At 67.3% G+C, this 21259-nt stretch carries 19 protein-coding genes; 9 read left to right on the top strand and 10 right to left on the bottom strand.

Annotation, left to right across the window (positions count from 1 at the left end):
- Window positions 1-5: 5 nt before the first annotated feature.
- The 4 genes from ACWEKS_RS18590 to infC form a co-directional block, all read right to left on the bottom strand.
- On the bottom strand, window positions 6-830 hold the full coding sequence (locus tag ACWEKS_RS18590) for a TrmH family RNA methyltransferase (RefSeq protein WP_452341210.1): 825 nt from the start codon (window positions 828-830) through the stop codon (window positions 6-8).
- Window positions 831-840: 10 nt separating this feature from the next.
- Entirely contained in the window at window positions 841-1221 is a 381-nt protein-coding gene (gene rplT / locus ACWEKS_RS18585) for a 50S ribosomal protein L20 (protein WP_040807291.1), read from the bottom strand.
- Between the two features lie 118 nt (window positions 1222-1339).
- Complete coding sequence (gene rpmI, locus ACWEKS_RS18580; RefSeq protein WP_040856904.1) at window positions 1340-1534, bottom strand: 50S ribosomal protein L35; 195 nt, start codon at window positions 1532-1534, stop codon at window positions 1340-1342.
- Window positions 1535-1594: 60 nt separating this feature from the next.
- Window positions 1595-2281 (bottom strand): translation initiation factor IF-3, encoded by a 687-nt coding sequence (infC, locus tag ACWEKS_RS18575; RefSeq protein WP_452341228.1) that lies wholly within the window; start codon window positions 2279-2281, stop codon window positions 1595-1597.
- A gap of 330 nt (window positions 2282-2611) precedes the next feature.
- Between infC and ACWEKS_RS18570 the strand changes: the two genes are divergently transcribed.
- Window positions 2612-2980 (top strand): DUF1844 domain-containing protein, encoded by a 369-nt coding sequence (locus ACWEKS_RS18570; protein ID WP_364619634.1) that lies wholly within the window; start codon window positions 2612-2614, stop codon window positions 2978-2980.
- Window positions 2981-3210: 230 nt separating this feature from the next.
- On the opposite strand, the gene ACWEKS_RS18565 is transcribed toward ACWEKS_RS18570, so the two are convergent.
- Both ACWEKS_RS18565 and ACWEKS_RS18560 read right to left on the bottom strand, forming a co-directional pair.
- On the bottom strand, window positions 3211-3825 hold the full coding sequence (locus ACWEKS_RS18565; RefSeq protein ID WP_452341209.1) for a TetR/AcrR family transcriptional regulator: 615 nt from the start codon (window positions 3823-3825) through the stop codon (window positions 3211-3213).
- 6 nt (window positions 3826-3831) lie between these two features.
- A complete protein-coding gene (locus ACWEKS_RS18560; protein ID WP_452341208.1) occupies window positions 3832-4668 on the bottom strand; it encodes a class I SAM-dependent methyltransferase in 837 nt (278 codons plus the stop codon).
- A gap of 126 nt (window positions 4669-4794) precedes the next feature.
- On the opposite strand from ACWEKS_RS18560, the gene ACWEKS_RS18555 reads away from it, so the two are divergent.
- Window positions 4795-5496, top strand: a complete 702-nt coding sequence (locus ACWEKS_RS18555; RefSeq protein WP_452341207.1) for an alpha/beta fold hydrolase — start codon at window positions 4795-4797, stop codon at window positions 5494-5496.
- 13 nt (window positions 5497-5509) lie between these two features.
- Here the strand turns inward: ACWEKS_RS18555 and ACWEKS_RS18550 are convergent, their stop codons facing one another.
- Window positions 5510-5761 carry a hypothetical protein gene (locus tag ACWEKS_RS18550; RefSeq protein WP_452341206.1) on the bottom strand — a complete coding sequence of 84 codons (252 nt, stop codon included), beginning with the start codon at window positions 5759-5761 and terminating at the stop codon, window positions 5510-5512.
- A gap of 65 nt (window positions 5762-5826) precedes the next feature.
- On the opposite strand from ACWEKS_RS18550, the gene ACWEKS_RS18545 reads away from it, so the two are divergent.
- The 4 genes from ACWEKS_RS18545 to ACWEKS_RS18530 all read left to right on the top strand — a co-directional run bounded on the left by ACWEKS_RS18545 (window position 5827) and on the right by ACWEKS_RS18530 (window position 11707).
- Window positions 5827-6657, top strand: a complete 831-nt coding sequence (locus ACWEKS_RS18545) for an LppX_LprAFG lipoprotein (protein WP_452341205.1) — start codon at window positions 5827-5829, stop codon at window positions 6655-6657.
- 377 nt (window positions 6658-7034) lie between these two features.
- The gene (locus tag ACWEKS_RS18540; protein ID WP_452341227.1) at window positions 7035-8444 is read left to right on the top strand and encodes a fatty acid desaturase; all 1410 of its coding nucleotides are present in this window, start codon (window positions 7035-7037) and stop codon (window positions 8442-8444) included.
- Window positions 8445-8581: 137 nt separating this feature from the next.
- The gene (locus ACWEKS_RS18535) at window positions 8582-9748 is read left to right on the top strand and encodes a type III polyketide synthase (RefSeq protein ID WP_452341226.1); all 1167 of its coding nucleotides are present in this window, start codon (window positions 8582-8584) and stop codon (window positions 9746-9748) included.
- Between the two features lie 36 nt (window positions 9749-9784).
- Complete coding sequence (locus tag ACWEKS_RS18530; protein ID WP_452341204.1) at window positions 9785-11707, top strand: ATP-binding cassette domain-containing protein; 1923 nt, start codon at window positions 9785-9787, stop codon at window positions 11705-11707.
- A gap of 71 nt (window positions 11708-11778) precedes the next feature.
- Here the strand turns inward: ACWEKS_RS18530 and uvrA are convergent, their stop codons facing one another.
- A complete protein-coding gene (gene uvrA, locus ACWEKS_RS18525) occupies window positions 11779-14778 on the bottom strand; it encodes an excinuclease ABC subunit UvrA (protein ID WP_452341203.1) in 3000 nt (999 codons plus the stop codon).
- 107 nt (window positions 14779-14885) lie between these two features.
- Window positions 14886-15728 (bottom strand): sigma 54 modulation/S30EA ribosomal C-terminal domain-containing protein, encoded by an 843-nt coding sequence (locus ACWEKS_RS18520; protein ID WP_452341202.1) that lies wholly within the window; start codon window positions 15726-15728, stop codon window positions 14886-14888.
- 254 nt (window positions 15729-15982) lie between these two features.
- Between ACWEKS_RS18520 and ACWEKS_RS18515 the strand changes: the two genes are divergently transcribed.
- Together ACWEKS_RS18515 and ACWEKS_RS18510 are read left to right on the top strand one after the other, a co-directional pair.
- Entirely contained in the window at window positions 15983-16630 is a 648-nt protein-coding gene (locus tag ACWEKS_RS18515; RefSeq protein WP_452341201.1) for a response regulator transcription factor, read from the top strand.
- A 72-nt stretch (window positions 16631-16702) separates the two neighbouring features.
- Entirely contained in the window at window positions 16703-18433 is a 1731-nt protein-coding gene (locus ACWEKS_RS18510) for a GAF domain-containing sensor histidine kinase (protein WP_452341200.1), read from the top strand.
- A gap of 46 nt (window positions 18434-18479) precedes the next feature.
- Here the strand turns inward: ACWEKS_RS18510 and ACWEKS_RS18505 are convergent, their stop codons facing one another.
- Complete coding sequence (locus tag ACWEKS_RS18505; protein WP_452341199.1) at window positions 18480-19676, bottom strand: beta-ketoacyl synthase N-terminal-like domain-containing protein; 1197 nt, start codon at window positions 19674-19676, stop codon at window positions 18480-18482.
- A 176-nt stretch (window positions 19677-19852) separates the two neighbouring features.
- Here ACWEKS_RS18505 and ACWEKS_RS18500 point away from each other — a divergent pair, with 176 nt between their 5' ends.
- Window positions 19853-21184 carry a diguanylate cyclase domain-containing protein gene (locus tag ACWEKS_RS18500; protein WP_452341225.1) on the top strand — a complete coding sequence of 444 codons (1332 nt, stop codon included), beginning with the start codon at window positions 19853-19855 and terminating at the stop codon, window positions 21182-21184.
- Window positions 21185-21259 lie beyond the last annotated feature (75 nt).

Raw genomic sequence — 21259 nt, 5'->3', positions numbered from 1 at the left:
CGGCGTCACTCGGCGTGCTGGACCCGCGAGCTCGCATAGAGGCAAATGGCCGCCGCGGCAGCGAGATTCAGGCTCTCGGCGCGGCCGTGAATGGGGATCCGGACCCGGTGCGTGGCGCGGGCGGCGATGGCCTTGTCCAGGCCGTGCGCCTCGTTGCCGAACAGCCAGGCGACCGGGCCGCGCAGGATCTCGTCGGCATCGTCCAGGTCGACCTCGCCTTTGGCGGTGGTCGCCAGCACGGCGATCCCGGCGTGCTCGAGGGCGTCGAGGGTGGCATCGATATCGCGAGAGCGGGCCACGGGAACGTGGAAAAGGCTTCCGGCACAGGCGCGCACGCATTTGCCGTTGTGCGGATCCACCGAATCACCGGCCAGCACCACGCCATCCGCGCCGACCGCGTCGGCCACCCGGATCAGGGTTCCGGCGTTGCCGGGATCGGCGATCTCGACCGGGACGGCCAGCATGCGCGGGGACGCGTCGATGATCTCCGACAGCGGCACATCCACCTGGCGGCACACCGCGATCAGGCCGGGCGGTGTCACGGTCTCCCCCAGCATCTCCGCAGCACGGTCACTGACCAGCGTGGTCCGCACCCGTTGCGCCGCAGCGCCGGCCACCAGCTCGTGTTCGCGTTCGGCGGCCCTGGAGGAGTAGAACAGCTCCTCGATCCGCCCGGTATCGAGCGCGGCCTCCACCGAATTCGCGCCCTCGGCCAGGAACAGGCCGGTCTTGCGGCGCACCGGTGCGCGATGGAGCTTGACCGCAGAAACGACCCGCGGGTTGTGCTCGGAGAGCACGTCCGCGGGTCGTTTCGAGTGTTGCGTCGTCACGCAGGCCGAATCAGGCGGCCGGGGCGTTGACGTCGGCGGGCAGCGCGGCCTTGGCGGCGGCCACCAGCTGGGCGAACGCCTCGGCGTCGCTCACCGCGAGCTCGGCCAGGATCTTGCGGTCCACCTCGATGCCGGCAGCCTTCAGGCCCTGCATGAAGCGGTTGTAGGTCATGTCGTTCAGACGCGCGGCGGCGTTGATACGAGTGATCCACAGCTGGCGGAAGTCACCCTTGCGCGCCCGGCGGTCCCGGTAGGCGTAGGTGAGCGAGTGCAGCTGCTGTTCCTTGGCCTTGCGGTACAGGCGCGACCGCTGGCCACGGTAGCCCTTGGAGGCCTCGAGAACGGAACGGCGCTTCTTCTGAGCGTTGACGGCCCTTTTGACGCGTGCCACTTGTCAGTCCTTGATCGAATTAGGGGCGCTGGGTCTTTCGCGTGAACCCGGCGAGTGCGCCCGAGGTTGGTCGGTGATGCGTTCCGCGAACGGATCGCGAGCGGCTGGCTCAGCCGAATTACTTGGCGAGCAGCTTCTTGACGCGAGCGACGTCCGCCTTCGCGACGACCTCCACGCCGTCCAGACGACGAGTCCGGGTGGACGGCTTGTGCTCGAGCAGGTGGCGACGGTTCGCCTGCTGACGCAGCAGCTTGCCGCTGCCCGACACCTTGAATCGCTTCGAGGCGCCGCTGTGGCTCTTCATCTTCGGCATGGATTCCTCAATCTGTCGTGCCGGAGGCGCGCGTCAGCGCGCCACCGGAGCTTCTCGTTATTACTGCTGCGGGGTGGCCGGTTCGGCAGCCGGGGCTGCGGTCTCGGCCAGGGCCGGAGCCGAGGTCTCGGCCGGGACGGTGCCGCCCTGGGCCGCAGACTGCTGGGCCTTCACCCGCGTCTTCGCACCCTTGTGGGGCGCGAGGACCATGGTCATGTTCCGGCCGTCCTGCTTGGCCGAAGTTTCGACGAAACCGAGGTCGGCGACGTCGGCGGCCAGTCGCTGCAAGAGCCGGAAGCCGAGTTCCGGACGCGACTGCTCGCGACCGCGGAACATGATGGTGACCTTGACCTTCGACCCGGCCTCGAGGAAGCGCATCACATGGCCGCGCTTGGTGGCGTAGTCGTGGTCATCGATCTTCGGCCGGAGCTTCTGCTCCTTGATCACGGTCTGAACCTGGTTCTTCCGGGACTCACGCGCCTTCTGCGCGGTCTCGTACTTGAACTTGCCGTAGTCCATGATCTTGCACACCGGCGGGCGTGCATCCGGCGCGACCTCGACCAGGTCGAGGTCAGCTTCCTGAGCGACGCGTAGTGCATCTTCAACACGCACGATCCCAACCTGCTCGCCACCCGGTCCGATGAGTCGGACCTCGGGAACGCGGATGCGATCGTTGATGCGGGTCTCAGTGCTGATGGGGCCTCCTAGGTCAAGCGGTTCGTCAACGACCGCAAGCAATAACTGCAACCCCAATTCCAACACGAAAGCCCCGTGCTGGTATTTCACCACCACGGGGCCCGAGTCGACCGATCCGCGACGCAAACAGCTGGCATCGCACCACACGCAGGGCAAACCCACGTGCAGAACCCATCAGGCAAATGATGGGCGACCGGACCGCCTGATCTGACCGGAAAGGCCGATCGACGGTGGGAGTCGGGCTCCACTTGATGCCCCGAGTCGGTTGCAGGAACCAGTCCGGGACGGTCGTCGCGGAAGAGTCTAACACTCATAGCCGTGAGCTCCGAATCGACGGCCCCCGCGACCAGCGCCGACCCGCACGATGGGATGCTCTACCGCATGAGCGAGGCAATCACCAGCGACGAATCGGCCCTCATCGACGGCGAGGTGGTCCGCGAACTGGCCGACATCCCTGCCGTCGAGGTCATCAGCCGCGCCGCCGTCATGCTGATGAGCTCCGCCGCCGAGAAGCTCGGCCTCGGCGAAGCCGATCCTGCCACCAGCCCCCACCTCGACCTCGACGAGGCCCGCCGCGTCATCACCGCCCTCGCCGGCCTGATCACCGCCTCCGTCGAATACCTCGGCCCGCACGCCGGCCCCCTCCGCGAAGGCCTCCAATCCCTCCAGCGCGCCTTCCGCGAATCCTCCGCCTACCCCGACGCCCCCGGCGCCGGCCCCGGCGAGAAGTACACCGGCCCGGTGTACTGAGCCAACCGCTCGGCCGATTCCGCGGCAGATCCACCCGCCCCGCTCAGTAGCCTGCGACCGTGGGTCGAGAACCTGGGTCGACCGCGCCCCAGCGGTGAATCGCAATCGCCGTATTGGTGGGGCCGCGCGACGCCGGCTGGGTTCGCCGAATCGACTGTGGCGCAAAGCCTGCAGTTCAATAAGGCCGCATCGGCTGAGCAAGGTCGAGACTGCGGCGCCAGCTGGATGTCTCAGGGGTGGGGTGCAATTCCGGCGAGGAGGGTCGCGACTACTGCGTCTACCTCAACTTCGGCGTGCGGGGCGCCGGGGAGCATAGCGGTGAGGACTGCGTCGTGGCAGATGCCGACGAGGATGGCGGTTGCGGCGGCGGTGTCGGTGGCGGGGGTGAGGCGGGACAGGTCGCGTTCGGCGCGGAGGTAGCGGGCCAGTAGTTCGCGCCAATCATCGTTGCGGGCTTCGGATTCGGCATAGCGGGCCAGCACGGATGGGCTGGCCAGGAGGCCGGCGAAGACCGGGAGGACTGCGCGATGCACGGTGAGGCCGGCGGATAGGTACAGCTCCAGGTTCTCCTGGACGGTCGCGGTGCCGGGGGCCGGTAGGGGGTCCAGGGCGGTGTGGGTGGCGGCGACGTGGGCGCTGAGGGCTGCGGCCAGGAGGGCGTCCTTGTCGGGGAAGTGGTTGTAGAGGACGCCGTCGGCGACGCCTGCGGCGCGGGCGATGGCGCGGACGGTGAGGCCGGGTGCGCCCTGGTCGGCGAGGAGGCGCTGGGCGGTGGCGACGAGGTGGTCGCGGAGGTTGCGGTCGTCGTCGGTGCCGCGCAGCGCCGCCGCCTTTCTCGGGGACATGGGTGGTTACGGTAGCGGGCGGGTCGCGGTGACCAGGTAGGCCGCGTTGCGGAGGCGGACGCCGCCGGGGGTGACGAAGGGGACCAGGGCGGTCGAGATGGCTGCGCGGACTGCGGTATCGGTGGTGAAACCGGACAGCGAGCGGTGGTAGCGCAGCGGGCCCCAGTCGATGATGAAGTCGGTGGCGTCGTCCAGGTCACGGCCCCAGACACCTTCGGCCTCACGGTATTCGACGTCGATGTCGCGGAAACCAGAGGCGGTCAACAGGTCTCGGATGGCATCGGGGTCGGCGAGCGGCCCGTGGGTGTGCGCGATCTCGAAGTCAGCGAGATGCTGTGCGGCCGCGCCGAATACGGTGCCGAGATCGGTGCCAGGCATGGGCGGCATGGTGACGAAAGCGAGCCGGCCGCCGGGGCGCAGGGCGCGGGCGATATTGGCGAAGGCGGCCACCGGGTCGGCGAAGAACATGATGCCGAAGCGGCTCAGTGCGGCGTCGAAAGCGTTGCCGGAGAACGGGAATACCTGGGCGTCGCCTCGTTCGAAGGTGACGTTGGGGACGACCTCGGCCGCGGCGAGGGTGCGGGCCCGGGTGAGCATCGGACCAGAGAGGTCGATGCCGGTGGCGGATCCCGTGCCGGTGCGGCGGGCGGCGGCGCGGGTCAATTGGCCGTTGCCGCAACCGATGTCGAGGACGTGGCCACCGGCGGAAATGCGGGCGGCGGTCAGCAGGGGTTCGTTGAAGCCGCGGTTCACCGCGTCGTAGCGGTCGTGGTTGCCGGCCCAGTGTTCGCCCTCGTAGCCGTTCCAGGCATCGGACTGAGCGGTATTGACGATCTCGGTCATGATCGACTCCTATATGAACGCTAGTTCATGAACGTACGTTCATAATGCGCCTCAACCGCCGCTCGGGTCAAGAGCCCCGGGAGACATGGGGTTTCGACTGTCGGTGCGCTGTGCAATCCTCAGGACATGGCACGGATACTGTTGGTTCCCGGCTTCTGGCTGGGCGCATGGGCGTGGGAGGAAGTGGCCGGGCAGTTGCGGTCGCTCGGGGACGAGGTCGAGGCGCTGACCCTGCCGGGTCTGGATCCGGCGGATCCGGAGCGATTGTCGGCAACCCTGGAGACACAGGCGCGCGCGATCGTCGCGGCCGGCCGCGAGGGCGATGTGCTGGTGGCCCATTCGGGCGCCGGTGCGGTCGCGTACATGGCGACAGATCTAGCGCCGGAACTGTTTTCGCGCGTCGTGTACGCCGACAGCGCACCCATGCCGGAGGGGTTCGTCCTCAACCCGGCGCTCGGGGACGCGGCGGAGTTTCCACTGCCGGACACCTGGGCCGAGGTGGAGGCCATGGGGAACAGCCTGGCCGGATTGGACGAGGCGATGCTGGCCCGATTCCGGGAGCGGGCGGTGCCGGTCCCGGCCGGCGTGGCGGGCCGCCCGGTGACGCTCGGCGATTCGGCTGCGCGACTGAAGGTTCCGACCACCGTGATCTGCTGCAGCTTCCCCTCCGAGCTGGTCCAGCAACTCCGCGACGCCGGCGAGCCGCCGCTGTTCCGGGAGCTGCGCAACATCGATGCGGAGTACGTGGACCTGCCGACCGGACACTGGCCGATGTGGTCGAAACCGGAGGAACTCGCCGAGCTGATCCACGAGACCGCACAGCACTGATGCCACTGAAATTTCAACGATCAGCTGAAATTTCAAGAATCAATTGGCTAATCTCCAGCGACAGAACTGCCCGCAAATCAGCGGGCGCTCGGCTTGCCGCGGGCGCAGCGACGCTGCTAACGCTCGCCGCCACGTGGGAAATACTGGGTTGCGGGGTAATCGCCTGCGCGGCTGGATGATCTAAAACTTTGGCGTCACGCAGGTGGTGCTGGTTGGATGCCGGAGTATCGCCTCGTTCGACACGGACGCGGGCGAAGTCCTGCATACTACGACGGGCAGCGGCAAGGCTGTCCTCACAACGAGATCGAACGGAATCTTCGGGGGTTGTACATGAATGAACTGATGTCCCAAGGCAAGCGCACCACTGGACGCCGCGTCCGGCGCAGCGTCCTTCCGATCATGATCGCCGCCGCCGCGGCCGCCGCGCTGGTGTCGGGCTGCTCCTCGTCCTCCAGCTCGGACAGCAAGGCCACCACCTCGCAGGCGGCCCCGCCGTCGCAGCTGCCCGACGGCGCGCAGATCGTCGCCGAATCCGCCAAGACCACCCAGACCCTGCAGTCGGTGCACGTGGTCATGGATGTCCAGAACCTCCCGACCCTCCCGGTCGAGAGCCTGAAGGCCGATGTCACCAACCAGCCGCAGGGCCAGGGTCAGGCCATCGGTGAGGCCCAGGTCAAGGTCAAGCCGGACGCCGACTTCACCGACACCAAGTTCATGGTCGTCGACAAGACCCTCTACACCGGCGACGGCAGCAAGTACTCCCCCGTCGGCCCCGCCGAGAAGATCTACGATCCGGGCGTCCTCCTGGACAAGGACAAGGGCCTGGCCAATGTCATTGCGCAGGTGAAGAACGCGAAGGCCGAGAGCCGCGAGAAGATCGACGGCGTCGACACCGTGAAGGTGAGCGGCACCATCGACGCCTCGGTGTTCGACCCGGTCGTGCCGCAGATCGGCAAGGACGGCGGCACCTTCCCCATCACCCTGTACATCAAGGACGTCGCTCCGCCGAGCGGCGCCGGCACCACGCTGCCGTCCACGGCCGCCTCGCCGGGCACCGGTCCCAACCTGGTGCGTGCCGTGGTCACCAAGGACACGGGCACCGTCACGGTTACCCTGTCCGACTGGGCGAAGCCGGTCCACGTCACCAAGCCCGGCAGCTGATCGCGCACATCCCTGTCATGTGAGTTCGGAGCCGGTTCGGGGAAAAAGCAACGGCGGCAACGCCTGTCGTCCGCCCTCCCCGGACCGGCTTTCGCATTTCGGCACACGGTCCGAAATACCCATTGCTTACAACCAATTCCGGCTCGCTCCGCGAGCCGGTTAGTCCGCAGCTATCTCGGCTGCACGCTTAAGAGATTGTTCAGTGAAATGCAAGGCGCAGCAGCGACGATTTCGTCTGAAAGTTCAAACGTCGTGCCTGTGTGTGGAGGGATGAGATGACGATCGAACGACCAGAGGCCGAGGCGACGATCGAACGCCCAGAAACCGCAGTGACGATCGAACGCCAGGAACCCGAAGGGGAGTTCCGCCGGCCCCCGATGGACGGCCCACCGCCGGTATCGAATGTCTGGGTCTACAACGGCAAAGCCTACGACCTCAGCGACTGGATTTCCAAGCATCCGGGTGGCGAGTTCTTCATCGGCCGGACCAAGAATCGCGACATCACCTCGATCGTCGGTTCGTACCACAAGAATCCGGAGGCCATCGGCCGCATCCTGAAGAAGTACGCGCTGGATCGCGACGCCCTGCCGGAGGACATCCACCCCAAGGCCAACGCGCCCGCCTTCCTCTTCAACGAGGGCTTCGACAGCTGGCGCGACACCCCGAAGTTCACCTTCGACAACAAGGATGACCTGCTCCACCAGGTGAAGGCCCGGCTCAAGGAACCCGAGCTGGCCGCCCGCATCCGGCGCATGGACACCTACTTCAATATCGTGGTGGCCACGCTGGCGGTGCTGTACTTCGCGGTGCAGGGCCTGCGGCTGTTCGAGCGCAGCTGGATGCCGCTGCCCGTGTTCGTGATCGCCATGGTGCTGCTGCGCAGCTCGCTGGCCGGCTTCGGGCACTACGCCATCCACCGCGCCCAGAAGGGCATGAACAAGATCTACACGAATGCCTTCGACTTCAATTACGTCGCACTGGCTTTCGTGACCGCGGACGGCCACGCGCTGCTGCACCACCCGCACACCCAGAGTGAAGTCGACATCAAGAAGAACGTCTTCACCATGATGATGCGGGTCCCGCGGCTGTACCGGGTGCCGATCCACACCCTGCACAAGTTCGGTCACACCATCACCGGCATGACCATCCGCCTGCTCGACGTCTGCCGCCTCACCCGCAAGGTGGGCATCAAGGACATGTACGGCACCTGGGGCGGTGCGCTGCCGCACTTCATCGGTTCCTTCGGCGTGCGCTTCCTGCTGCTGGGCGAGCTGATCGTCTTCACCGTGATGGGCGACTTCTGGGCCTGGGCACTGCAATTCGTGATCACGCTGTGGATCTCCACCTTCCTGGTGGTGGCCAGCCACGACTTCGAACTGGAGACCGAGGAGATCGAGTCGAACTCCGAGGACTGGGGCGTCAACCAGATCGAGCAGGCCTACGACCTCAAGGTGGTCGGCAACCGGTACGTCGACTGCTTCCTGTCCGCGGGCCTGAGCTCGCACCGGGTGCATCACGTCCTGCCCTACCAGCGCAGTGGTTTCGCGAACATCGCGACCGAGGACGTGCTGCGCGAGGAGTCCGCGAAGTTCGGGGTGGAGTGGCTGCCGGCCAAGAGTTTCTTCACCGACCGCTTCCCCAAGCAGATCCGGACCTACATTCTCGCGCCGTCCGACGACGCGGTGGAGCGCAAGTGGGGGTTCGCCAAGGAGCACTTCTCACCACTTGCCCTGAAGACCTGCGCCGTCTACACGGTTCAGGGCTTCACCGGAATCGGAACCGTCTGAACCGATTCCACTACCGCGGTGCGTCCGTACATGCGGCGGCCGCACCGCGGGTCGTCATATCGAAACGAGGGGAGAATTTCGTGTCAATCACCATCGATGAAGGGGGCGCCCGCCCCTCGGCGGCGGCGACCCGGCTCGTGGGGGGCGAGCCCGGCTCGGCCTTTCTATACCGGGAAGGCTTCGCACCCGCACCGCTGCCGCCGACCCCGCCGACCACCGTCGGCGTCATCGAATCCATCGCGACCGGTTCGCCGAGCCAGATCTTCTCGCAGGCCGACGCCGCCGCCCAGGTGGCCGGACTGTTCAGCGATCCGGCGCAGCAGGCCCGGATTCCGCGGATCTACCAGAAGACCCGCATCACCACCCGCCACCTCGCGGTCGACCCGATCGACCCCGAATTCCTGTCCTACAGCAAGGAAGTCGGCACCATCCGGGACCGCATGAACACCTTCTACGAGCACGCGGTGCCGCTGGCCGTGGATGTGGCCGGACGCGCCACCGCACACCTGGAGGACCGGGCGTCGGAGATCGGCATGCTGGTCTTCGCCACCAGCACCGGCTTCATCGCACCCGGCGTGGACGTGGCCGTGGTCAAGCAGCTGGGCCTGTCCCCCGCCGTCAACCGTGTCATCGTGAACTTCATGGGCTGCGCCGCGGCCATGAACTCGGTGCGCGCCGCGGTGGACTATGTCCGGGCGCACCCGGACAAGAAGGCGCTGGTCATCTGCATCGAACTCAGCTCGGTGAACGCCGTGTTCGACGACGATATCAACGATGTCATCGTCCACAGCCTCTTCGGAGACGGCTGCGGCGCGGTGGTCATCGGGGCCAGCCAGCCGCACCAGCCGCTGCCGGCCGGCGCGGTGGTCATCCGCGACAGCTTCAGCTACCTGTTCGACGACGCGGAGGACGGAATCGTCCTGGGCGTCAACGACAATGGCATCACCTGCGAGCTGTCGGAGAACCTGCCGCAGTACATTCTGCGCGGCGTGGACCCGGTGGTGACCAGCGTGCTGGCGCGCAACGGCATGACCAAATCCGACATCGACCTGTGGGCGATCCATCCGGGTGGCCCGAAGATCATCGAGGAGTCCGTGCGCTCGCTCGGCCTCGGCTCCGAGCAGGCGGCGACCAGCTGGGACGTGCTCGCCGAGTACGGCAACATGCTCAGCGTCTCGCTGATCTTCGTGCTCGAGCAGATGATCGCGCAGCAGGCCACGCAGCCTATCTCGACCGGGGTGGCGTTCTCGTTCGCGCCCGGCGTCACCCTCGAGGGTGTCGTCTTCGACATCATCCGCCCCTGATCCGGGCATAGCTTCCGTCCAGAGAGCCCAGCAGCCATGCAACTCATCAGATTCCTCATCTCCATCTCGTGGATGCGGATCGCCGGCGTCATCGCCTCCGGTCTGGTCTGCGGTGCGGCCAATACCTACCTGGTGACATTGATTCGGGGAGTGGTGTCACCGGAACCGCATCCGGGCGTCACGGTCCAGGCGTTCGTCGCGACCGCGCTGATCATCCTGATCAGCGGCGTGATCTCGCAGGTGCTGCTGATCCGGCTCGCGCAGGAGGCCATCTACCGCCTGCGCGCGGACCTGAGCGCCCGCATCGTGTCCGCGCCGCTCGAACACCTCGAGCGGCTCGGGCAGCACCGCCTCATCGCGACCCTGACCGAGGATGTGCGGTCACTGTCGCAGGCGGTCACGGCCATTCCGAGCATCTGCATCGACCTGGCGACCATCATCGGCTGCTTCGTGTTCCTCGCGATCGTGTCCGGCCCGATCTTCGCCACCACCGTCGCGGGTACCCTGCTCGGAATCGCCTGTGTCGAAACGGTTCTCAAGAAGGTGCGGCACCTGTACCAGGCCGCCCGCGAGAACGAGGACGGCCTGCTGCGGTCCTTCCAGGAGGTGTCGCTGGGCATCAAGGAGCTCAAGCTGCACCGCGGGCGGCGGCGCGACTTCATGGATCGGCAACTGCTCGGCTCCGCCGAGAAGCTGCGGGTGCAGAACGTCGACGCCGGCTCCAAATTCACCTTCGCCCAGGGTTTCGGCCAGCTGCTGCAGCTGGGCACCATGGCCCTGATCCTGTTCGGCCTGGCGCGCGCCCTGGACCTGCCGCAGAACGTCATGGTCGGCTACGTCCTGGTCACCACGTTCCTCTCGATGCCCATGCAGAACTTCATGCACCGCATTCCCGACCTGCTGCGCGGTGACGTGGCACTGGCCAAGATTCGCTCGCTGAATCTGTCCATCCAGACCGCGCACGACGAATCCACGCTGCCCTACACCGAGCGTCCCGCCGCCACCGCAGCGCGGCTGGAACTCAACGACGTCAGCTACAACTACCTGAGCGAGGCGCCGCCGGCCTTCCCGCCCGTGCCGGGTGGTCCGCCGCCCGGTACCGGAGCCCACCCGGGTGGCGGTGCGCGGCCGCACCCGGGCGGCGGTGGGCGGCCCGGCGCACCCGGTGCGCCCATGGGCGGACGCCCCGGCCCGCATCCGGGCGGACGCCCCGGCGGCCCGCCGCCCGGCCACGGCCCGCGCGACACCGATCGGCCGGATGTCAACGGCCACCGGTTCGTCGACCACGGCGGCCACCCCGTCCCGATGGGCGCGCCCATGGCGCCGCCGCAGGCCGACGGGTCCGGCTTCCACCTCGGACCGCTGGACCTGACCTTCTCACCCGGTCAGATCAGCTTCATCGTGGGCGGCAACGGCAGCGGCAAATCGACACTGGCCAAACTGATCACGGGTCTGTACGTCCCGCAGCACGGCCACCTGTCGCTCAATGGCGAGGCGATCGACCACGAGAACATCGAGTGGTTCCGGCAGAACTCGTCGGCGGTCTTCACCGACTTCCACCTGTTCGAGGACTACCTGGGCTTCGACGAAGGCGTCGACGACGAGGTCCGCAAGTACCTGAAGGAACTCCAGATCGACCACAAGGTCACCGTGGAGAACGGCCGGCTGTCGACGATCGCGCTGTCCCAGGGGCAGCGAAAGCGCCTGGCGCTCTTGACCGCTCTGCTCGAGGATCGCCCGATCTACATGTTCGACGAGTGGGCCGCGGACCAGGAACCGAAGTTCCGCGACGTCTTCTACCGGGAAATCCTGGTGAAGCTCAAGGAACGCGGCAAGACCGTCATCGTGATCACCCACGACGACCGCTACTTCGACTGCGCCGACCAGATCGTGAAACTCGACTTCGGCCACATCGCCGAGGTCAAGGAACTCAGTCCGCCCCTGGCGGCCGCCGAGTAGGCACGAAATACGAAGGCCCCGCACCGATTCCGGTGCGGGGCCTTTCGTCTGCGGTCCGCCGTCTCTCGGCGTCAGCGGAGGGCGGCGGCCTTGCGGCGGGCGGCGGCTGCCTTCTTGGCGGCGGTGGCCTGGGCGTCGGTCTTGGGGGCCGCCTTCTTGGCCGGAGCCTTCTTCGCTGCCTTCTTTGCCGGCCTGGGTTCGGCGAGGGAGGCGGGCTGGGCGGCGAGGACGTGCTTCAGGAACTGGCCGGTGTAGCTTTCCGGGACTTCGGAAATGTCCTCCGGGGTGCCCTGGGCGATGACCGAGCCGCCGCCGGAGCCACCCTCGGGGCCCATGTCGAGGACCCAGTCGGAGGTCTTGATGACGTCGAGGTTGTGCTCGATGACGATGACCGTATTGCCCTTGTCGACCAGGCCGTTGATGACCGCCAGAAGCTTGCGGATGTCCTCGAAGTGCAGGCCGGTGGTGGGCTCGTCGAGGATGTAGATGGTGCGGCCGGTGGAACGCTTCTGGAGTTCGGCGGCCAGCTTCACGCGCTGCGCCTCACCGCCGGAGAGCGTGGGGGCGGACTGGCCGAGGCGGACGTAGCCGAGGCCGACATCCACCAGGGTCTTGAGGTAGCGGTGGATGGAGGTCACCGGCTCGAAGAACTCCGCTGCCTCCTCGATCGGCATATCCAGGACCTCGGCGATGGTCTTGCCCTTGTAGTGCACCTCGAGGGTCTCGCGGTTGTAGCGCGCGCCGTGGCAGACCTCGCACGGGACGTAAACGTCCGGGAGGAAGTTCATTTCGATCTTCAGGGTGCCGTCACCCGAGCATGCCTCGCAGCGGCCGCCCTTCACGTTGAAGGAGAACCGGCCCGGCTGGTAGCCACGCACCTTGGCCTCGGTGGTGGCCGCGAACAGGGTACGGATCTTGTCGAAAACGCCCGTGTACGTAGCCGGATTCGAGCGCGGCGTACGGCCGATCGGCGACTGGTCGACCTGCACCAGCTTGTCCAAGTGGTCCAGGCCGTTGACGCGAGTATGACGACCCGGAACCTGCCGCGCGCCGTTCAGCTTGTTCTGGAGCACGGTCGCCAGAATGTCGTTGACCAGCGTCGACTTACCCGAACCCGACACGCCGGTGATCGACGTCAGCACGCCCAGCGGGAAACTCACGTCGATGTTCTGCAGGTTGTGCTCGACCGCGCCGACCACCGTGAGCTGCTTGCGCTTGTCGACGGGTCGCCGCACCAGCGGCACCTCGATCTGCTCGCGGCCGGAAAGGTAAGCGCCCGTGAGCGATCCCTTGTCCTTCAGCAGCCCCTCGTACGGACCCGAGTACACCACCTGACCGCCGTGCTCGCCGGCCAGCGGGCCGATGTCGACCACCCAGTCCGAGGCGTGAATGGTGTCCTCGTCGTGCTCGACCACGATGAGCGTATTGCCGAGATTCTTCAGCCGCGTGAGGGTTTCGATGAGCCGGCGATTGTCGCGCTGATGCAGACCGATGGACGGCTCGTCCAGCACGTAGAGCACACCCACCAGGCCGGACCCGATCTGGGTGGCCAGGCGAATGCGCTGCGCCTCACCGCCGGACAGCGTGGCCGCGGCGCGCGAGAGCGTCAGGTACTGCAGGCCGACATCCAGCAGGAAGCCCAGGCGCGCCTGGATCTCCTTGATCACCTGCGCCGCGATCGCCGCCTGGCGATCATCGAGGGTCAGGGTGTTCAGGAACTTCGCGGCATCACCGATGGACAGATCCGACAGGTCCGCAATGGATTTGCGCTCCGGGCCCGCCGACAGCGTGACCGCCAGAATCTCCGGCCGCAGTCGCGCGCCATTGCAGACGGGGCACGGGATGTCCCGCATGTACCCGTCGTAGTGCTCCTTCATCGCCTCCGATTCGGTGGCGTCCATGCGCCGCTGCAGGAACGGCATCACGCCCTCGAAATCGGCGTAGTACGAACGCTTGCGGCCGTAGCGGTTGGTGTAGGAGACGTGCACCTGCTCGGAGCTGCCCTCCAGCACCGCCTTGCGGGCCTTGAGCGGCAACTGATTCCACGGCGTGTCCATGGAGAAGCCGATCGCCTCGGCCAGGCCCGACAGCAAACGGGTGAAGTATTCGGCGGTCTGCCCGCGCGACCAGGGCGCGATCGCGCCGTCATTGAGGCTCAGATCCGGGTCCGGCACAACCAGATCCGGATCGACCTCCTTGCGGATCCCCAGACCCGTGCAATCCGGGCAGGCGCCGTAGGGCGAGTTGAAGGAGAACGACCGCGGTTCCAGATCCTCGATATCGAGCGGGTGCCCGTTCGGGCAGGCCAGCCGCTCGGAGAAGCGCCGCTCCCGATCGTGGGCGTGCTCGTCGCGATCCACGAAGTCCAGCACCACGATGCCGTCGGCCAGCCGCAGCGCCGTCTCGATCGAATCGGTCAGGCGCTGTTTGGAACTCGGCTTCACGGCGAGGCGGTCCACGACCACCTCGACATCGTGCTTCTCCTGCTTCTTCAGCTTCGGCGGATCGGTCAGCGGATGCACCACGCCGTCGACCCGGACGCGCGAGTAGCCCTGCGAGTTCAGCGACTCGAACAGGTCCACGAATTCGCCCTTGCGGGTGCGCACCACGGGCGCGAGCACCTGGAACTTGGTGCCCTCCTCCATCGCCAGCACCTGATCCACGATCTGCTGCGGGGTCTGCTTGGCGATCAGATGACCACAGACCGGGCAGTGCGGGGTGCCCGCGCGCGCGAACAGCAGACGCAGATAGTCGTAGACCTCGGTGATGGTGCCGACCGTGGACCGCGGATTGCGGTTGGTCGACTTCTGGTCGATGGACACCGCCGGGGACAGACCCTCGATGAAATCCACATCCGGCTTGTCCATCTGGCCGAGGAACTGCCGCGCATACGCCGACAGTGATTCCACGTACCGCCGCTGGCCCTCGGCGAAAATCGTGTCGAAGGCGAGCGAGGACTTTCCGGACCCGGACAGACCAGTGAAAACGATGAGACTGTCGCGAGGTAGGTCGAGATCGACCCCTTTGAGGTTGTGCTCCCGCGCTCCGCGCACCGTCAGGCGATCCGCCACTGGCCATCCTTCCAACGTTTCAGCATCCAGACATACCCCCGACGCCATGCTAGGGGCACCCACCGACAAGTTTGGTTACGCGTGCTGAAACGCTGGTCACAGTGTGTTTATTGCGAGATGTGACTAGGACCGCCGATCGGCCGCACGGCCGTGACGCCCGCCACACCGGGCAGCGCCCGACGGACACAGCTCGTGATGGCCCGCGGCTGCAGCACCCGATCCCGGTCCCGATCGCGCGAGCGGTCCTCGGCGCCGGCCGCGGTGACCAGCGCGAGATCGCCGTCGAAGCGCCGATACAGCAGCCGGCCGCGGCGGGTATCGGCATCGGTGAAGAACAGATAGGGCAGCCCGCCCAGGCACAGCCGGGCCACCGCCTCGTCTTCGAGCAGGACCGGCACACCGTCGCGCATCCGGCCCAGGGTCCGCACCCCGAGCGGACCGGTCCAGCAGACCACCGCCTCGGATCCGGTCTCGGCATCGATGAACAGGTGCGCGTCGTAATCCATGGCATCGAGCACCCGCGCCGCCGCGGCGGGTGTGGCCACCTGTAGTCGACAATCCTTGCGCCGCACGATCGGTCGTGGCTCGGTCACCGCGGACAGCGACGGCCGCGCGGGATCCGGCCAGGGCCGGGACAATTCGTCCGGCGGGCGGCCCAGCCGCAGATCCAGCCGCTCCAGCGCGAAGGTGGACGCGAACCGTCCCGGCCCGGCGACCTGCACCCGGAATGCCTTCCCCAGCGTCCGGACACCCACCTGCACCAGCGTCGTCTCCTCCTCGGCGGCCGGCCAGCGCAGGCGTGCCCGCACCGGCCCCGCGACCCCGTGCCGGCGCAGGATCCTGCCCAATCCGCGCACCACCCGGGTCACCTCCCCCGACGGGACGGGCCCGTGCGTGGTCACCACGAAATCCGGATCGATTCCACTCGACCACACATCGAATGCGCCCATAGCCGACCCCGCTCTCCCTGTTCCGCCCCCGGCAACCCGTCTCCATGGCAACACACCCATGTCACCCCCGACAGTGCCGAAAGTCCCGAACCAGACCACTTTCGGGGAAAATTCTCCGACAAAAATAACCGGACAAATTCCGGACGGTCCGGACACCGGAAATTAGGGACCTTCGGCGGTATCCGGGCGTCTTCCCGCGAGATACGTTTGCCACTACCGTTTCGCGCGCCCGCGACCCGAGCTTGGAGGCCGTCGTGATCAAAGTCTTCCTGGTCGACGATCACGAGATCGTCCGCCGCGGTCTGACCGACCTGCTGGAGGAGGATCCCGAACTGACCGTCGTCGGCGAGGCGGGTGACGTCGCCCAGGCGCTGGCCCGCATCCCGGCGCTGCGCCCCGACGTGGCGGTGCTGGACGTCCGCCTGCCCGACGGCAACGGCATCGAACTGTGCCGCGACCTGCTCGCCGACATCGACGACCTGCGCTGCCTGATCCTCACCTCCTATACCGACGAACAGGCCATGATGGACGCCATCCTGGCCGGCGCCAGCGGCTACGTGGTCAAGGACATCAAGGGCATGGAGCTGGCCAAGGCCATCAAGGAGGTGGGCGCGGGCCGTTCGCTGCTGGACAATCGCGCGGCGGCGGCGCTCATGGACCGGCTGCGGCGCAGCACCGAACTCGACGGCCCGCTGGCCGGTTTGACCGATCAGGAGCGCAAGCTGCTGGACCTGCTCGGCGACGGCCTCACCAACCGGCAGATCGCGGAACGGATGTTCCTGGCGGAGAAGACCGTCAAGAACTACGTGTCCCGGCTGCTGGCCAAACTCGGCATGGAACGCCGCACCCAGGCCGCCGTGCTGGCCTCGAAATTGCGTACGGGACAGTCACGTTCGGCATGACAACCTCTCGGCATCCTCGGCTCGCATAGAATTCCGCTTGCCGTGTCGTATCCGCCGGACCGCAGGACAACCATGCACGACACACCCCGCACCGGTCCCTACTCGGTGCGTGAAACGCTGTCTCAGCTGCGATTACGCGAATTGCTCAGCGAGGTCAAGGACCGGGTCGAACAGATCATCGACGCCCGGGACCGCATCGACGGGCTGGTCGAGGCCATGCTCGCGGTCACCTCCGGCCTCGATCTGGACCAGACCCTGAGCACGATCGTGCGCGCCGCCACCATTCTGGTCGACGCCCGCTTCGGGGCGCTGGCGGTGCGCGGGCACGAACAACAGCTCAGCCAGTTCATCTTCCACGGCATCGACGAGCAGACCCGGGTGCGGATCGGCGCGCTGCCCGAGGGCCACGGCGTGCTCGGCCTCATGCGCGGCAAGCCCGAACCGCTGCGCCTGGACGATCTCGCGCGCCATCCCACCGCGACCGGATTCCCTGAGCACCATCCGGTCATGCGCACCTTCCTCGGCATGCCGGTGCGGATCCGCGGCGAGATCTTCGGAAACCTGTACCTCACCGAGAAATCCGGCGGGCACCCCTTCACCGAGGACGACGAGGTGCTGCTGCAGGCGCTGGCCGCTGCGGCCGGTATCGCCGTCGACAATGCCCGCCTCTACGAGCAGGCCCGCACCCGGCAGGCCTGGATCGAGGCCACCCGCGATATCGCCACCGAATTCCTGGCCGACACCGAACCCAGCAAGGTGCTGGCCCACGTGGTCGAGCACGCCCGCGAGCTGACCGCCTCCCAGCAGGCGCTGCTGGCCGTGGTCGCTGATCCCGACGACGCGCCCGAGGATGTCGCCGAACTCGTTGTGGCGCAATGGTCCGGCCCCGACGAGCCACCGGCCGGACACGCGGTGCGCACGGCGGCCACCGCCGTCGGGCAGGCCCTCACCACTCGCACCCCGCTGCGCTTCGACGACGCCCGCCACATCGACCTGGGCACGCCCATCGCCGATATCGGCCCGGCCCTGGTGCTGCCGCTGCACACCCCGGACTCCACCCTGGGGGTGCTGATCACGCTGCGCGCCGCCGAATCCGCGCCCTACACCGACGAATTGGTGGAGCTGATCGCCGCCTTCACCGATCAGGCCGCGCTGGCCATGCAACTGGCGGTGGCGCAGCGCCGGATGCGCGAACTCGACATCCTCACCGACCGCGACCGGATCGCTCGCGACCTGCACGACCACGTCATCCAGCGGCTGTTCGCCATCGGGCTCTACCTGCAGGGCACCGTGCCGCGCGCCCGGGTGCCCGAGGTGCAGAAACGGCTGGCCGATGCCATCAACGATCTACAGGACGTGGTGGAGGAGATCCGCACCTCCATCTTCGATCTGCACGGCGGCGACGGCCACAGCACCCGGCTGCGCCAGCGCATCGAACGCGCGGTCAAACAGCAGACCACCGCCACCGACATCCGGGCGCTCATGCACATCACCGGACCGCTGTCGGTGGTCGAGCCGGCGCTCGCCGATCATGCGGAAGCCGTGGTGCGCGAAGCGGTTTCGAACGCGGTCCGGCATTCCGGGGCCGACACCATCACCATCGACATCGGCGTGGCCGACGATCTCACCATCGTGATCTCCGACAACGGCCGCGGCATTCCGGACGACATCACCCCCAGCGGGCTGACCAACCTGGCCCGGCGGGCCGAACAGTCCGGCGGCAGCCTGGCGGTGTATCCGCGGCGCGATCCCAGCGGCGACGGCACCGGCACCAAACTGCACTGGTCGGTGCCACTGCATTGACTCGCCGAGATCGACCGTTCTCGACTCACTGAGATCTCGGATCTCGTCAGCCGACCGGGCCGAGCACCACCGCGGAGTTGTTGCCGCCCATGCCGAGCGCGGTCTTCACCGTGATGCCGTCGACGCCGCGCCGGACGCCGTCGACCAGATTGGGATGCGCGGGCGCCACGATCGGGGCGGACACCAGCAGCCCGCGCTCGTAACCCAGTGCCGCGACGGCCACTTCGACCCCGGCCGAGGCGGCCTGGCAGTGCCCGGCCAGCGGCTTGAGCGCCACCACTGCCGGGCGATCGTCGAAAAGCTCCGCCAGCAGCGCGGTTTCGGCGGCGTCACACTGCGCAGTGCCGGAACCGTGCGAATTGAGGTACGCGACCTCGCCGGGATGGACATCGGCGCCGACCAGGGCACGGCGCACGCACTCGAAGATCTGGGAGTAGGACGGCTCGACGGAGATCACGTGGTGGCCGTCGTTGGACATGGCCCCGCCGAGCATCGCCGCATAGGGCCGTTCGGCGTCACGTGTCGCCAGGAACGCGACCGAGGCCTCGCCGAAACCGAAGCCGCGACTGCCCTGCTGGAAGGGACGGCAGGCGTCGAGGGGGTCGGTGTCGTCCACCGCCGCGCCCAGTACCACGAACGGCTGCACCATCTCCGGGATCCCGGACAGGTCGGTCGCGACCACCAGCACGTCGTCGGCGATGCCCTGGGCCAGCCACAGCTGCGCGGTGACCAGGGCCACGTTCGCCGAGGAGCAGGCGGCGGTCACATTCATGGCCGGGCCGTGAAACCCGAACTCGCTCATCAGCATCGACACCGGGGTCGAGGGAAGTAGTCGCAGATAGTCGCGCGAGCGCCGCTGCCCGCCGTCGACGGTGTAGAAGTCCCGCCACTCGCAGGCGTCTCCGAGCACGATGGCGTGCAGCAGGCCGACCGTCCGGCCGGGCCGCCAGCCGCGTTCGCGCGCATCGGCCACCGCCTCGCGCGCCGAGCCGATGACCGCGCGTAGGTAGCGGCTGGGCGGGAGCTCCGGATCGCCGCCGTCCGGCACGCGGGCGATCCACCCCTGCCGATCGCCTTCGGGCCCGTACCCTGGAAAGAGCCGGGCTGCGGGTTTGCCGGTCAGCAAACCTTTCCAGAGGGTTTCGCGGCCCCAGCCGTACCCGGTGACAGCGCCGATGCCGGCCAGGGTCATATGATCTTGATGCCGACCTGCGGTCATCGGGACGGGGATGATGCCTGGCATTTGCATCGCTCCTCTCGGGCCGTTGCCCGTAATGGTCACCACTCGCGGGCCGATGCTGTGCGGAACTGCAGCTCATTCAATACGGTCGGCAAGGGGCACCAGCAAATTTATAGATAACAGAATGGTGCCGTGCTCCAGTGACGTGTCGGAACGACGATCAGGGGGTGCATGACGTGATGGGTAACGATCGGGCAAATGACTCGGCCAATGCCGAACAGCTGGCCCAGCGATACCGGTCCCTGGTGGATTACAGCCCCGACGGGGTCGTGGTCCACGAGCGTGGCACCGTCGTCTACGCCAACCCGGCGATGCTGCGGCTGCTGGCGGCCGCAGATCCTGACGACGTGATCGGGCAACCGGTCACCAATTTCGTCGAACGAAGTTCCGTCCCTCCCATGCTCGACCGCATCCGCCGCCTCACCATCGCGGGCACCGCGTCCGACCCCGCCGAGATGACACTGATGCGATGCGACGGCGGCTGCGTCGATGTGGAGACCGTGTCGGTGCTCACCGCCTGGCACGAACACCTCGCCTACCAGGTGGTGGTGCGCGATCTCACCGCGCAGCGCCGCGCCGAGGCCGCCCAGCAGCGCGCCGAACAGTTCTTCACCACGGTGGTGTCGCAGCTGGAGGAGGGCGTGGTGGTGATCGACCGGCACGGGCGCATCGAATCCGCCAATCCGGCCGCACGACGCATCTTCGGCTACGACTCCGACGATCTCGTCGGCACCCACATCTACGACATCCCGCTGTCCCTGCTGGACGCCAATGCCCAGCCCATGCCCACGTCCTGGTATCCGGTGATCCGTACCCTCGCCACCGGAGAGACGGTGACCCGCTTCGTGTTCGGGCTCGACCGGCCCGACGGGCAGCGGCGCTGGCTCTCGGCCAACAGCCGGCTGCTCAATCCCAGCGATCCGGAGTCGGCGGCGGTGTCGTCGTTCAACGACATCACCGAATTCCGGGCCAGCCGAAGGCAATTGGAGTACCAGGCCACCCACGACCCGCTCACCGGGCTGGCCAATCGGGCGCTGGTGCTGTCGCGGCTGGCGGCGGCGCTGGGCACCACCGAGACTCTGCCGGTGTCCAGCGTGCTGTTCATCGACCTCGACGGGTTCAAGGCCATCAACGACACCCTCGGGCACGCCATCGGCGATACCGTGCTGCAGATCGTGGCGCAGCGACTGCAGCGCGGACTGCGCTCCGAGGACATCGTGGGCCGAATCGGCGGTGACGAATTCCTGGTGCTGCTGTCCGGCCGCACCCTGGGCGACGATATCGACACGCTCATCGCGCGGCTGCGCCAGACCATGGCCGAGCCGATCATCGCGCGCGGGCACCGCATCCAGGTCGACGCCTCGATCGGGGTGACGGACCTGTGCATGGGGGACGATCGCAGCCCGGAGGCCGTCCTGCACGATGCCGACGTGGCCATGTACCAGGCCAAGCCGCCCAACCATCAGAACGGAACCCTCGGACGCCGCAGCGACAGCACCCACGCCTCCTGAACCTGGCAGTTTCAGGGCCTGTTACCTGGCGGTACGGCGCGCGAGGGAATCGCGAACTAGACTAGACAACTCTGT

The organism is Nocardia sp. NPDC004711 (assembly GCF_053601595.1).
Note: the sequence above shows the minus strand (reverse complement) of the source record. Positions and strands in the feature narration are given on the sequence as shown.

What these genes read in the sequence shown, in the direction of transcription:
- ACWEKS_RS18565 (WP_452341209.1), bottom strand. Translation starts at nt 3,825, where the DNA reads ATGTCCCCGAGAAAGGCGGCGGCGCTGCGCGGCACCGACGACGACCGC.
- ACWEKS_RS18500 (WP_452341225.1), top strand. Translation starts at nt 19,853, where the DNA reads ATGGGTAACGATCGGGCAAATGACTCGGCCAATGCCGAACAGCTGGCC.
- ACWEKS_RS18570 (WP_364619634.1), top strand. Translation starts at nt 2,612, where the DNA reads ATGAGCGAGGCAATCACCAGCGACGAATCGGCCCTCATCGACGGCGAG.
- ACWEKS_RS18510 (WP_452341200.1), top strand. Translation starts at nt 16,703, where the DNA reads ATGCACGACACACCCCGCACCGGTCCCTACTCGGTGCGTGAAACGCTG.
- ACWEKS_RS18560 (WP_452341208.1), bottom strand. Translation starts at nt 4,668, where the DNA reads ATGACCGAGATCGTCAATACCGCTCAGTCCGATGCCTGGAACGGCTAC.
- ACWEKS_RS18540 (WP_452341227.1), top strand. Translation starts at nt 7,035, where the DNA reads ATGGACGGCCCACCGCCGGTATCGAATGTCTGGGTCTACAACGGCAAA.
- ACWEKS_RS18530 (WP_452341204.1), top strand. Translation starts at nt 9,785, where the DNA reads ATGCAACTCATCAGATTCCTCATCTCCATCTCGTGGATGCGGATCGCC.
- ACWEKS_RS18555 (WP_452341207.1), top strand. Translation starts at nt 4,795, where the DNA reads ATGGCACGGATACTGTTGGTTCCCGGCTTCTGGCTGGGCGCATGGGCG.
- ACWEKS_RS18545 (WP_452341205.1), top strand. Translation starts at nt 5,827, where the DNA reads ATGAATGAACTGATGTCCCAAGGCAAGCGCACCACTGGACGCCGCGTC.
- rpmI (WP_040856904.1), bottom strand. Translation starts at nt 1,534, where the DNA reads ATGCCGAAGATGAAGAGCCACAGCGGCGCCTCGAAGCGATTCAAGGTG.
- ACWEKS_RS18520 (WP_452341202.1), bottom strand. Translation starts at nt 15,728, where the DNA reads ATGGGCGCATTCGATGTGTGGTCGAGTGGAATCGATCCGGATTTCGTG.
- ACWEKS_RS18550 (WP_452341206.1), bottom strand. Translation starts at nt 5,761, where the DNA reads ATGCAGGACTTCGCCCGCGTCCGTGTCGAACGAGGCGATACTCCGGCA.
- ACWEKS_RS18505 (WP_452341199.1), bottom strand. Translation starts at nt 19,676, where the DNA reads ATGCCAGGCATCATCCCCGTCCCGATGACCGCAGGTCGGCATCAAGAT.